Here is a 13,055-nt window from a genome sequence, read left to right on the forward strand (position 1 = left end):
AAGGCGATATTGTGCAGATGCGAAATGAAACCTGGTCCGACGACGAAGGCGAGGTCCGCCGGCCCTCCAGCCTGGCGAAACGCGCGCCGATCGGCGAGCGCGAGCTGATCTGGATGATGGCGCTGCTGATGGCGCTCAACGCCTTCGGCATCGATGCGATCCTGCCCGCGCTGGACGATCTGGCAGTCGATCTCGGAATCGCCGGCAACAGCCGGCAGTTCGTGGTCGGCGCCTATCTGCTCGCGACCGGTCTCGGCACGCTCGTGCCGGGCAGCTTCGCCGACCGCTTCGGGCGGCGGCCGGTGCTGTTCATCGCGCTCGGCGCATACATCGTGTTCTCGATCGGTTGCGCGCTCGCGACCTCGTTCGAAGCGCTCGTGGCGCTGCGCGCGGTGCAGGGGTTCTGCGCAGCGGGCATTGTCGCGTTGCCGCCTGCGATCATCCGCGACCGGGTGGGGGGCGACCGGATGGCACGGATGATGAGCCTGATCTTCGTCATCTTCCTGCTCGTGCCCGCGATCGCGCCGAGTATCGGGCAAGGCGTGATCGAACTGTTCGGCGACTGGCGCTGGATCTTCGCAGCGATGGCTGCCGCGGCCATCGTCATGACCGCCTGGGTCCACTGGCGCCTGCCCGAGACGCTGCATGCGCGCGACCGGCAGGAAGTCCGCCTGCGCCCGATCCTGCGCAACATGACCAGCGCGGTGACGCTGCGCGAGACGATCGGCTACACGCTCGGCAGCGCGCTGGTGTTCGGCGGCCTGTTCGGCTTCATCAACTCGAGCCAGCAGCTGATCGGCGAGGCTTTCGGCGCGGGCGACAACTTTCCGCTGATCTTCGCGATCTGCGCGGCCTGTATGGCTTTGGCGAACTGGTCGAACTCGCGCATCGTCGAGCGGTTCGGCGCACGCCGGGTCAGCCATGCCGCGCTGTTCGTGTTCATCGGAGTCGCGGCCGTGCAGCTCTACTTCGCCAGCCAGCCCGACGAGAGCTTGTGGACGTTCGTGCCGCTGATGGCCGCGAACATGAGCCTGCTCGGCTTCATCGGGGCGAACTTCGGCTCGATCGCGCTCCAGCCCTTCCGCCATATCGCGGGCGCGGCCTCCTCGGCGCAGGGCTTCCTGCGCATGACCAGCGGCGCGGCGCTGGGGGCGGTGATCGGCTTCGCCTACGACGGCACCGCACGCCCGCTGGCTCTGGCATTGCTGATGACGGCGGTGCTGACGCTCGGCTTCGTGCTGTTCAGCGAGAAGGGCGAGCTGTTCGGTCCGCCGGTGCCGGACGACGACTGATCCGCGCATAAGCTCCCTCCTCTTCGGAGGAGGGAAGTGGGCACTTCGGCGGCCCCGCTACTCCCTCCGATGACGGGAAAGTGCGAAGGGGGCTTACTCTCCCACCGGCTCCACCACCGCCAGCACCGCCTCCACCTGCACTTGCGCGCCCGCGCTGGCGGCGAGTTCGGTGACGGTGCCGTCGAACGGTGCGGTCAGCGCGTGCTCCATCTTCATCGCCTCGAGCACCAGCAACCGCTGCCCGGCGGTGACGGTGTCGCCCTCCGCCACGTCGACCGCGATCACCTTGCCCGGCATAGGGGCGACGATCGCCCCGTCGGCGGCCGAAGCGTGGCCGGTGCCACGCGCCGCGAGCGAGAAGCGGTAGGCCGTGCCGGATGCGAAGGTGACGATCTCCTCACCGTCGAGATAACCGGTGACGACGGGGCCGTCGTCGGTGTCGGTTTCCTCGAAATCCGGCACGCCGTCCTCGACCGCCACCGTGCCTGCGCGCGCGGCCGCGAGATCGATCAGGCGCGTTTCGCTTCCGCTCGCGAGCGCGATCGAAGCGCGGGGCGGCGCGTTGAGGCGGAAACCCGCGAGCGGCTGGTCGAACGCATCGTCGGTCGCGAGGCGGGCGGCGACGTGCCATACCGCGTCGCTCGGCTCGGCCGAGGGGATGAGATCGTCCCCCGCCGCGGCGATAAATCCGGTGTCGAGCTCACCCGCGCGAAAGGCCCGGCTGTCGAGCGCCCGGCTCAGGAACCCCGCATTGGTGCGGACGGGCCAGACTTCGGTCCCGTTCACCGCCTCCAGCAGCGCGTCGATCGCTTCCTCGCGATCGGCGCCGTAGCAGACCAGCTTGGCGATCATCGGATCGTAGAACGGCGACACCGCGCCGCCTTCCTCGACCCCCGTCTCGACGCGATCGGCCGGCCCGAAGTCGAGGTGCTCCAGCGGCCCGGTGCTGGGCAGGAACCCGCTTGAAGGATCTTCCGCATATAGCCGCGCTTCGATCGCATGGCCGTTGATGCTGAGCTGTTCCTGCTTGAGCGGCACCGGCTCCCCGCTCGCGACCCGCAATTGCCACTCGACGAGATCGACGCCGGTGATCTCCTCGGTCACCGGGTGTTCGACCTGCAGGCGGGTGTTCATCTCCATGAAGAAGATGCGGTCGGCGCGCAGGCCCTCGCTGGCATCGGCGATGAACTCGATCGTGCCGGCGCCTTCGTAGTCCACCGCCTTCGCCGCGCGTACGGCGGCGGCGCAGATTTCCGCGCGGGTCGCCTCGTCCATGCCCGGCGCCGGGGCTTCCTCGATCACCTTCTGGTGCCGCCGCTGGAGCGAGCAGTCGCGCTCGAACAGGTGGACGACGTTGCCGTGGCTGTCGCCGAACACCTGGACCTCGATATGGCGGGGGGAGGTGATCCACTTCTCCAGCAGGACCTCGTCGTTGCCGAAGCTCGCCTTCGCTTCCCGCCGGCAGGATTCGAGCGCGGCTCCGAAGTCACCCGCGGCATCGACCTTGCGCATGCCCTTGCCGCCGCCGCCGGCGACCGCCTTGATCAGCACCGGATAGCCGATCGCGTCGGCCTCGGCCTTGAGGCGCTGGGCCGACTGGTCCTCGCCTTCGTAGCCGGGCGTCACCGGAACGCCGGCGGCGCGCATCAGCTTCTTGGCCGCGTCCTTGAGGCCCATGGCGCGAATGCTCTGCGGCTTCGGCCCGACCCAGATCAGGCCCGCGCCGATCACCGCCTGCGCGAAATCGGCATTCTCGGAGAGGAAGCCGTAGCCGGGATGGATCGCCTGCGCGCCGGTCTGCTGCGCGGCGGCAATGATCTTCTCACCGACGAGGTAGCTCTCGGCCGCGGGCGAGGGGCCGATATGCACCGCCTCGTCGGCCTGGCGGACATGCAGCGCGCGGGCGTCGGCATCCGAATAGACCGCCACCGTGGCGATTCCCATCTCGCGCGCGGTGCGGATGATGCGGCAGGCGATCTCGCCGCGATTGGCGATCAGAAGCTTGGTGATCATAGTTCCTCCCCGGACCGGGGAGGGGGACCATCCGCCCTGGCGGATGGTGGAGGGGGCCCGGCCTCGCGGTAGGCAGCGACAATGGCAGTCACGCAAATCTCCACATCGTTCAGCACATCGCGTGCCGGAATTCTCAGGGTTCGCATGCCCTGTTGCGCCATAACGGCGTCGCGCCGCAAGTCCCGCTCCGGCGCGTTCCCCCTTTCGTGCGAGGCGCCATCGACTTCGATGACGAGCCGCACCGAGAGGCAGGCGAAATCCGCGACATAGGGATCGAAGGGAACCTGGCGGCGAAAGCGAAATCCGTCCGGCCGCTTGCGCAATTCCTGCCACAGCAGCACTTCGGGCAAGCTCATCTGTCGCCGAAGGGCTCGGGCGCGCCTTATCCGCCGAATCGGCTGGCCGTCGACGATCCGCGGGCCCCCTCCACCACCCCGGCTTGTGCCGGGACGGTCCCCCTCCCCGGTCCGGGGAGGATTACGATTCATCCGGCAGTGGGTCCATCGGGGGCTTGGCGATCGGGCCGGCCATGCGGACGTCGATCAGGATGTCGCCGCGGGTCCATTCGGGCATCGTCTCGGGCGGTTGCGGGCGGTTGCGCAGGGCTTCCCAGAAGGCGCCGAGGACGTGCTTCGTCTTTTCCCAGCGCCCGATGACGACGCGGTGGTCCCACGCGGCGGGCCCCCGTGCGCGGACCTCGCGCCCGATGGCGCCGTAGATGCGTGCGGCGGCTAGCACGGCCCAGCGGCTGCGGAACGGCAGGCGCGTGGTGCCGAGCTTCGCCGCCGCCTCGTGCCGCTCCATCAGCGTGACCAGCCGCGCGGCCATGTCGGCCAGCTCGCCGCGGTGGTGCGGCTTCATGTGCTGGCCCGGCTCGATGTCCTCCTCGACCAGCCACTCGACCGGCAGGTAGCAGCGGTCGGCCGCGTCGTCCTCGCCGATGTCGCGCGCGATATTGGCCAGCTGGAAGGCCATGCCGAGGTCGCAGGCGCGGTCGAGCGTGTCCGAATCGTCCTTCGGTACGCCCATGACCACCGCCATCATCACGCCGACCGCGCCCGCGACATGGTAGCAGTAGCGCGCAAGGTCCCGCTCCGTGCGCGGGCGCCAGCCGGCCGCGTCGAGCTCGAAGCCCATGATCACGTCCTCGGCCATCTCGCGCGTCAGCCCGCATTCGCGCGCGACCAGGCCGAAGGCGTCGAACGCCGGGTCGGCCGTGGGCAGGCCTTCGAAAGCGCGCTCGGTCAGCAGGCGGATCGCCCGCAGGCGCTTTTCCGCGTCGGCATGGTCGGTGGGGTCGCTCCCGTGGTCCTGCCCGTCGGCAAGGTCGTCACACCGCCGGCACCAGGCGTAGAGCAGCCAGGCTTTCTCGCGCGTTGCGCGGTCGAACAGCTCGCTGGCGGTGGCGAAGCTTTTCGAACCTTTCGCGATTGAATCGTAGGCGTGCTCCACCAGCGACCAGCGCTCGCGCCCGCCGCCCGCCTGCGTCGGCGTCGTGCGCAGGATGCGCGAGGGCGCCAGCATCCGCGGCACGACCCGGCGGGGGCGGCTCATGGTTTCACCCCTCCGCCTTGCGGCAGGGGCCGGGGGTGGGGGTAGGCCGCAAGGCCCACCCCGCTGCGACCAGGCGGCTGGCGCCGCCAAGTCTCGCGCCCCTCCCGCAAGCGGGAGGGGGCCGCAAGGCGCGTCGCGTTCACAGGTCGCTGGCCTTCATCTGGAAGATCGGGGTGTGGGGTCGGTAGGCGGCCATCCGGTCCAGCAGCGCCGACAGGGTCGGTTCGGCGACGATGATACCCTGATGCGCGGGGCGGACGAAGCCCACTTCGGCCATATGGCGGTTGAACGCGATCAGGTGGTCGTAGAACCCGAAGGCGTTGAGCAGGCCCACGGGTTTGGTGTGATAGCCGAGCTGCGCCCAGCTCACCGCCTCCCACAGCTCGTCCATCGTGCCGACGCCGCCGGGAATGGTGACGAATCCGTCGGACAGGTCGGTGAAGCGCTGCTTGCGCTCGTGCATGCCGGAGACGGTGTGGAGCTCGGTGCAGTCGGTGTTCGCCACCTCGCTGCCGGCGAGCGCATCGGGAATCACGCCGATCACTTCGCCACCGGCTTCGAGCGCCGCGCTTGCCACCGCGCCCATCAGCCCGAGCCGCCCGCCGCCATAGACGAGTCCGATCCCGCGCTCTGCCAGTGTGCGTCCGACCTCGCGGGCCAGCTCGATGTAACGCGGATCGGCGGGCGTCGCGGACCCGCAATAGACGGCAAGACGGTTCATGCCGCGACCTTTGGCGCGGCGCTTCGAATTCGGCAATGCTTCAGGCGGCGGCGCGGAGACGCGGAGGGATTCCACCTCCCCTTCTCCCCGTTATCCGGGAGGCGTGCTGGCTGCGGATTCTCCGCGTCTCCGCACCTCCGCGTGATCATCCGGCCAGGTCTTCGATCATCAGCCCCGCCGTGGCCTTGGCGCTGGCGACGACGCCGGGGATGCCGGCGCCGGGGTGCGTGCCGGCGCCGACGAGGTAGAAGTTGCCGATCTCGTCGTCCCGGTTGTGGGCGCGCAGCCAGGCGCTCTGGGTCAGGATCGGCTCGAGGCTGAAAGCGCTGCCGAGGTGCGCATTGAGGTCGAGCGCGAAATCGCGCGGGGCATAGTGGAACTTGGTCACGATCCGGTCGTGGATGTCGGGGATCAGCCGCCGCCCGACTTCGTCGAGCACGCGCTTCTCCAGCACCGGGCCCATCTGCTCCCAGTCGATCGCCAGCTTGCCCATGTGGGCCACCGGAATCAGCGCGTAGAACGTTGAGCGGCCGGGCGGGGCGAGGCCCGGGTCGGTCACGGTCGGGTGGTGGAGATAGATCGAGAAGTCCGCCGGCAGAACGCCGTGCTGGTAGATGTCGGCCAGCAGACCCTCGTAGCGCGGCCCGAACAGGATCGTGTGGTGCGGAATGCCTGGCCAGGTCCCCTCGAGCCCGAAATGGACCACGAACAAGCTTGGCGAGAACCGCTTGCGCGCGAGCTTGCGGGCATAGTGCGCCCCGCGCCGGGTGCCGCGCAGCAGATCGCGGTAGGTGTGCATCAGGTCGGCATTGCTGGCGACGGCGTCGAAACTTTCGCGCCAGCCGCAAGCGGTTTCGACTTCGGTCGCGCGGTTGCCGATCGTGTGCACGCGCGTGACCGCATCGCCCAGCCGCACCGTTCCGCCAAGCCGCTCGAAGTGCCGCACCATGCCCGCGACGAGCCGGTTGGTGCCGCCGCGCGCCCACCACACGCCGCCGTCCCGCTCCAGCTTGTGGATCAGCGCGTAGATCGCGCTCGCGGTCATCGGATTGCCGCCGACCAGCAGCGTGTGGAAGCTGAACGCCTCGCGCAGCTTCTCGTCATCGATGAAGCGCGAGACCATCGAATAGACCGAGCGCCAGGCTTGGTGCTGGATCAGCGTCGGCGCGGCCTTGAGCATCGACTTGAAGTCGAGGAACGGCACGGCGCCGAACCGCTGGTACCCGTCGCGATAGACGCCCGCCGAATAGGCGAGGAATTCCTGATAGCCGGCGACGTCGGCGGCGTTGACCTTGGCGATCTCCGCATTGAGGCTCGCCTCGTCGTTCGAATAGTCGAACGTCACGCCGTCGGGCCAGTTGAGGCGGTAGAAGGGGGAAACCTTCAGCAGCTCGACGTCTTCGGCCATGTCGTGGCCCGACAGCGACCACAGCTCGCGCAGGCTGGCCGGATCGGTGATCACGGTCGGTCCGGCGTCGAACGTGAACCCCTCGCGCTCCCACACGTAGGCCCGCCCGCCGGGCTTGTCGCGCGCTTCGACCACCGTGGTCGCGATCCCCGCCGATTGCAGCCGGATCGCCAGCGCGAGCCCGCCGAAGCCGGAGCCGATCACGCAGACGCGCTTGTTGCCCAGCGGAGCGGGCGCGGCCTGCGTCTCTTCCGCGGAGAGCTCCGGCAGGAACGAGGGCTGGGTCTCGGATTCGCTCATCTGGGCGGACCTTGCAGCGGCGCACCCTTGCGCGCAAGCGCGGCTATGGCACGGCTCACCGGAACCGGCGGCCGGCCGAGCAGCACGCGGGCCTTGTCCGCGGCGGTCGAACGGGCGGCGTAGAAGCGTTCGATCAGCCCCTCGGGCAGGCGGTAGAAGTGTTCGAACACGCGGTAGCGCGTCTCCGGCCGCGCGGCCCCGAACAGCATCGCGCCGAGCCGGCGGTAGAAGCGCGTGCGGCGCCACAGACGCCGGGCGCGCGCGTCGATCAGGGCGGTGAGCTGGTCGCCCGGCAGCCGCGCTTCCGCCGCCACCGCGAGCGCCGTCTCCACTGCAAAGGGCAGCGTGTAGCTCGTCAGTGGGTGGACGAAACCGCCGCGCGCGCCGGCGCGGGCGACGCCCGCCACCGCCGTCTCGCGCTGCCAGGCGGCGAAATCGCCCCCGGTGATCACCGGCAGCACGCCGGTCTCGCCGCCGAGAATCTCGCCCTCGTACCCGTGCTCCTGGCAATAGCGGTCGATGCGCGAGGACAGCGCGCCGCGGTCGAGCTCGGGGGTGTCCTGATAATAGGTGTCCTCGATAAACAGCTCGTCGGCGCCGAGCGGGAGGACATAGACGAAACGATAGCCGCCGCGCTGCTCGACCGTGGCATCCATCACGATCGGGCGGCCGATCCCGTGCGGCCGCGCGGTGCGCAGATGGCGGCCCATGAAGACCTGCCACCCGCCGCACAGCCGGGCGCTCGGCACGAAGCCGCGGCAGTCGATCACCGCGCGCGCCGCGATCCGCTCGCCGCCCGCCAGCGTCACGCCCCCGGCATCGAGCGCCGCGACTGCGCGCCCGGTCAGCACGGCAGTGTCGGGCAGCTCGCGCCGCAGCCCGGCATCGAACTCGGCGGAAGAAAGCGAGTTGTACCGCGTGCGCAGCGCGCGGGCGTAGGCCGGAAAGCGCACCTCGTAGCCGTCCCACGCGGTCGTGCGGAACCGTGCGAGCAGCGCCGCGCCCTCTGCGTCGAGGTCGCTCGCGAACCAGCTCCACCGGTGATTGCCGCCGAGCATGTCGCCCTGCTCGATCAGCAGCACCGGCATGCCGGGATCGCGGCGATGCAGCGCCAGCGCGATCAGCCCCCCGGCGAGCCCGCCGCCGACGATCGCAATGTCCACCCTGCGCCCGCTCATGTCCTTGGCCTAGGGCGCTTTGGCAAGCCGGGCAATCGCCGCGTCGGCTGACCATGCAACCGGCGGCGGGGAGTGCGGCAGTGGCGGGGCGGGCGTAAGGCCCTAGGAACGCGCCGCAAGGTTGCACGTTGCAACCTCAACGATAGCGGGGATTTTTTCATGAGAACGACATTTCTGGCCGCAGGCGGCGCGCTTGCCGTGCTTGCCTGCCCGGCGCTGGCGCAGGAGAGCGAAGGGCCGCCGCCCGCCGAGCAGACCACCGTCTACGACGGCGACTGGGTGACCGTGGGTGCAGGCGCGGTCTATGCGCCGAGCTACGATGGGTCGGATGACTACGTGATCTTCCCGGTGCCGATGGTCATGGGGCAGATCGGGCCCGTCGGCATCAGCCCGCGCGGCGGCGGCGTGGCGCTCGACTTCATCCCCGATCCCGAAGAGGGCGTGGCCTTCGATCTCGGCGTGGCGGTGGGCCTCAACTCCAACCGCGCGAACAAGATCGAGGACCCGGTGGTCGAGGCCGCCGGCGAGCTCGACCGTGCGGTGGAGATCGGGCCGAGCGCGGGGATCAGCATTCCGGGCGTGCTCAACCCCTACGACAGCCTCTCGTTCAACCTCGATGCCAAGTGGGACGTGGCCGGCGCGCACGAGGGCATGGTGATGAACCCGGGCATATCCTACTTCACCCCGCTCAGCCGCGGCATGGCGGGCGCGCTCGCGCTCAATGCCGAGTACGTCGACGACAGCTACGCCGATTACTACTACTCGGTCTCGCCCGCGCAGAGCGCCGCCAGCGGCCTGCCGCTCTATCAGGCGGAGGGGGGCTTCACCAAGGTGGGCGCGACCGCGCTGCTCGGCGTCGATCTCGACGGCAACCTGGCGAACGGCGGGCTCGCGCTGTTCGGGGTCGGCGGCTATTCGCGCATGCTCGGCGATGCCAAGCGCACACCCTACACCAGTCTGCGGGGCGAGGCGGACCAGTTCTTCGCCGCCCTCGGCGTCGGCTACACCTTCTAAGCGAAGGGGCTGAACGAAGGGAAAAGGGCACGGCCGAAACCGCGCCCTTCCATCACTTCTCCGCCGTCTCGATCGCCAGCTCCGGCCGCGGGGCGGGGAGCTCGGCGTCGCGGTTTCCGGTCTTCAGGTAGGTGTCGAACCACTCCATCATCCGCACGTTGTAGTCGTAGCGCGCGGCCGCCTTGGCATTGCCGTGGCCTTCGCCCGGATAGAGCACCAGCCGCACCGGCGTGTCGGGCTTGCGCGTCTTGATGTGGCGATAGAGCTCATAGCTCTGCGTCGGCGAGACGCGCGTGTCGCTGTCGCCGTGCATGATCAGCAGCGGGGTCTCCGCCTTGTCGACATGGTAGATCGGGCTGCGCTCGAGCAGGTGATCCCATTCCTCCCACGGCCACTTGCGCTCGTGGACGAGGTACATCTCGTTCGGAATGTCGGTCGTGCCGAACTTGCTGATGTTGTTGGAGATGCCGACGAACATGACCCCCGCGGCGAATTCCTGCGAGTAGTAGGTCGAGCCCCAGGCGGTGGCGAACCCGCCGTAGGAGCCGCCGGTGATGCCCACGCGGTCGGGATCGGCGATCCCCGCTTCGACCAGCGCGCGCTTGCCATCGACGAGGTCGTCGAACTCCTTGCCCGCATAATCGCCCTGGTGCTGCTTGGCGAAAGCGACGCCGTAGCCGGTCGAGCCGCGATAGTTCGGGATGAACACCGCATAGCCCTGGCCCGCCGCGACCTGGCCGGGCGAGCTGTAGGCGGTCTGCCAGCCGTTCGATTCGTGCGCCTCGGGCCCGCCGTGGACGTCGAAGATCACCGGCGATCCGCCGCGCGCGGGGCCGCCGACCGGCTCGATCAGCACGCCTTCGATCTGCTGCCCGTCGCGCGCGGTGTAGGTGAAGGGCCGCTGCTCGCCCATGTCGATCTCGGCCAGCCACGGATTGTGGCGGGTCCAGCGGGTGAACCGGCCGTCGGTGACCGCGAACAGTTCGGACGGATGCTCGGGCGAATTGGCCGCGACCGCGATCGTTTCGCCGCCGACCTCGAGATCGGTCAGGATCAGCGCGCCCGGATCGTGCTCCTCGAGCACGGCGCCATCGGGCCCGTAGATGCGCAGCACGCTTCCGGTACCGACATGCACCACGGCGGCGAGCCGTCCGTCCGCCAGGAACTCGGCGTCGATCGCCGCTTCGGCCGCGCCGGCGTTGAGCGCGCGGTATTCGCCGGTCGAAACGTCGGCCACGTGCAGCGTGGTCGGCGCGGGATCGTGCGCGTCGACCCCGGCGATCAGGGCGATCCGCTGCCCGTCGGGCGAGATCTCGACATCGCCGAGCTTGCCCGGGGTCTCCACCACTTCGAGCACGCGGCCGCCGGCGAGGTCGATCACATGCACCCGCTTGGAGGTGTAGCTGTCGTCGACCCGCGGCGAGGGCGCGCTTTCGACGATGGCGGTCCGGCCGCCGGGCGCGACCTGGATCGAACTGACGTAGCCGGGAATGGTGACCGGCGTCGGCTCGGCGTCGATTTCCGCACCCACGCGCGCCGAAAAGAGCCGGTTGAGCCTGGCTTCCTCCTCATAGACGACCGCATCGAACCCGGCCTCCTTGCGCTTGTCGAGCGCCTCGTCGGGCGCGGCGCCGGCGAGCAGGTACAGGGTGCCGCCATCGGGCGACCAGGCGTAGTCGCGTACGTCGGCCTCCGCGACTTCGGCCAGCTTGCGGTGGCCGCCGCCGTCGACCGGCATGCCCCAGACCGCGCGCTTCTCCTCGTCGGCAGTGTAGAGGAAGCTCACCATGGACCCGTCCGGCGAGAAACGGACCGCCGACACGTTCATGTCGGGGGGCAGGAAGGCGCGCGCGCTGTCCGGGCCATAGGCGAGCTTGAGCTGCTGCTTCGTGGTCCCGTTCTCCTCGCCTGCGGTCACATCGGGCAGGCGCGCGGTGGTGAACGCGATGCGGTTGCCGTCGGGCGAGACCGAAAGCTGGCCGACGCTCTCCAGTTTCGCCACATCTTCGGGCGTCATCGGCCGGGCGGCGGCGGTGGCCGCGATCGAGGCGGAACCGAGCAGGGCAGCGACGGCCAGCAGCGTGCGGGTCATGCGAAAATATCCTCTCAACTGAAACCGGTTGTGGCGTTCATACAGGCTTGTGCGCGCAGGGCAACGGCGGGCCGTGCCGCTCTTGCGCCGGAGCGCCGCTGCGGGCATCAGTCGCAGCGAAGGGAGAGACCTCGTATGAAATTCAAAGCCCTGCTTGCCGTCGCCGGCGCGCTGGTCGCCACGCCCGCCCTCGCCGAGACCGTCGTGATCCACGCCGGCGCCGTCGTCACCGACGCCGCGAGCGAGCCGCGCGGTCCGTCCACCATTACGGTGGCCGACGGTCGCATCGTCTCGATCGCCGACGGCATCCAGCCGGCGCCTGCCGGCGCGGAAGTCGTTGCGCTGACCGACAAGACCGTGCTGCCGGGCCTGATCGACCTCCACGTCCATCTCACCGGCGACCCTGGCGGCGACTTCTGGAAGGAAGCGGTCGAGCCGGAGGAATGGGGCGTCGTCGTCGGCGCCAAGAACGCGCGGCTGACCGCGCTCGCGGGCTTCACCACCGTGCGCGAGGCGGGGAGCAGCCAGCACTCCGGCTTCTCGCTCCGCCGGGGGACGGAGGAAGGGATGATCGCGGGGCCGCGGATCGTTGCCGCAGGCCCGGCGCTGGCGATCGTCGGCGGGCACGGGGACGTCACCGGCTTCCGGCCCGAGATCAACCGGATCCTCGCCTCCGGCTATGCCTGCACCGGTGCGGTCGAATGCGCGGAGAAAGTCCGCCGCGCCAGCCAGAACGGGGCCGACTGGATCAAGATCACCGCCACCGGCGGCGTGCTCAGCCAGCAGGGCCGCGGCCTCGGCGCGCACTTCACCAGCGAGGAGATGCAATCGATCGCGGACACCGCGCACTCGCTCGGCCTCAAGGTCATGGCCCACGCCCACGGCGCGCGCGGGATCGAGGCGGCGAGCGTGGCGGGGATCGATACGATCGAGCACGGCACTTACCTCGACGACGGCGCGATTCGCGCAATGAAGGAAAACGGCACCGTGCTCGTGCCCACGCTGATGGCGTTCCAGGGCATTTCCGAACGGCTCGGCACCGGCACCTACACCCCGGTGGTGGAAGAGAAAGTCCGCGCCGTGGCGGAAGCCGCCAAGGTCTTCATGGGCAAGGCGCACGATGCCGGGGTGACGATCGCCTTCGGCACCGACTCGGGCGTGTTCGAGCACGGCCGCAACGCCCAGGAGTTCCGCCTGATGATGGGCCAGGGCATGTCGAGCCGCGAGGCGCTCGCCAGCGCGACCACCGTGGCCGCCGAAGTGCTCGAGATGGAGAACGAGATCGGCCGCCTTGCCCCCGGCTACTCGGCCGACATCATCGCGGTCGCCGGCAATCCGCTGGAGGACGCAACCGTGCTCGAGAACGTCGACTGGGTCATGGTCCGCGGCCGGGTGATCGAATAACCGCTCGTCGACCGGCGGGCCCCGCTCATCGAAGCGCGCCCGCCCAAGGAGGCCGGCCGTCCTAGGCTGGCCGCATAGA

At 69.6% G+C, this 13,055-nt stretch carries 10 protein-coding genes; 3 read left to right on the forward strand and 7 right to left on the reverse strand.

Going from position 1 to position 13,055, the window contains the following annotated elements:
- Window positions 1-17: 17 nt before the first annotated feature.
- Window positions 18-1,292: a multidrug effflux MFS transporter gene (locus tag ETX26_RS00430; protein WP_129522757.1), complete on the forward strand. Its 1,275-nt coding sequence runs from the start codon at window positions 18-20 to the stop codon at window positions 1,290-1,292.
- A gap of 93 nt (window positions 1,293-1,385) precedes the next feature.
- On the opposite strand, the gene ETX26_RS00435 is transcribed toward ETX26_RS00430, so the two are convergent.
- From ETX26_RS00435 to crtY, 6 genes are all read right to left on the reverse strand, one after another.
- On the reverse strand, window positions 1,386-3,305 hold the full coding sequence (locus tag ETX26_RS00435; protein ID WP_129522758.1) for an acetyl/propionyl/methylcrotonyl-CoA carboxylase subunit alpha: 1,920 nt from the start codon (window positions 3,303-3,305) through the stop codon (window positions 1,386-1,388).
- Window positions 3,302-3,718: an endonuclease domain-containing protein gene (locus ETX26_RS00440; RefSeq protein WP_225425556.1), complete on the reverse strand. Its 417-nt coding sequence runs from the start codon at window positions 3,716-3,718 to the stop codon at window positions 3,302-3,304. The genes ETX26_RS00435 and ETX26_RS00440 overlap by 4 nt, the downstream gene beginning before the upstream one ends.
- Window positions 3,719-3,782: 64 nt before the next feature.
- Window positions 3,783-4,829, reverse strand: a complete 1,047-nt coding sequence (locus tag ETX26_RS00445; protein ID WP_225425558.1) for a phytoene/squalene synthase family protein — start codon at window positions 4,827-4,829, stop codon at window positions 3,783-3,785.
- A gap of 169 nt (window positions 4,830-4,998) precedes the next feature.
- Complete coding sequence (locus ETX26_RS00450) at window positions 4,999-5,580, reverse strand: LOG family protein (protein ID WP_129522761.1); 582 nt, start codon at window positions 5,578-5,580, stop codon at window positions 4,999-5,001.
- A gap of 145 nt (window positions 5,581-5,725) precedes the next feature.
- Window positions 5,726-7,288 (reverse strand): phytoene desaturase, encoded by a 1,563-nt coding sequence (locus tag ETX26_RS00455; protein WP_129522762.1) that lies wholly within the window; start codon window positions 7,286-7,288, stop codon window positions 5,726-5,728.
- Complete coding sequence (crtY, locus tag ETX26_RS00460; RefSeq protein WP_129522763.1) at window positions 7,285-8,466, reverse strand: lycopene beta-cyclase CrtY; 1,182 nt, start codon at window positions 8,464-8,466, stop codon at window positions 7,285-7,287. The genes ETX26_RS00455 and crtY overlap by 4 nt, the downstream gene beginning before the upstream one ends.
- Before the next feature lie 159 nt (window positions 8,467-8,625).
- Here crtY and ETX26_RS00465 point away from each other — a divergent pair, with 159 nt between their 5' ends.
- Window positions 8,626-9,480: a MipA/OmpV family protein gene (locus ETX26_RS00465; protein ID WP_129522764.1), complete on the forward strand. Its 855-nt coding sequence runs from the start codon at window positions 8,626-8,628 to the stop codon at window positions 9,478-9,480.
- 52 nt (window positions 9,481-9,532) lie between these two features.
- Here the strand turns inward: ETX26_RS00465 and ETX26_RS00470 are convergent, their stop codons facing one another.
- Complete coding sequence (locus tag ETX26_RS00470; protein WP_129522765.1) at window positions 9,533-11,572, reverse strand: S9 family peptidase; 2,040 nt, start codon at window positions 11,570-11,572, stop codon at window positions 9,533-9,535.
- Window positions 11,573-11,707: 135 nt separating this feature from the next.
- Here ETX26_RS00470 and ETX26_RS00475 point away from each other — a divergent pair, with 135 nt between their 5' ends.
- Window positions 11,708-12,976, forward strand: coding sequence for a metal-dependent hydrolase family protein (locus tag ETX26_RS00475; protein ID WP_129522766.1), 1,269 nt, complete (start codon window positions 11,708-11,710; stop codon window positions 12,974-12,976).
- The last annotated feature ends 79 nt before the right edge of the window (window positions 12,977-13,055 follow it).

This window comes from Pelagerythrobacter rhizovicinus (assembly GCF_004135625.1).
Classification (GTDB): Bacteria; Pseudomonadota; Alphaproteobacteria; order Sphingomonadales; family Sphingomonadaceae; genus Pelagerythrobacter; species Pelagerythrobacter rhizovicinus.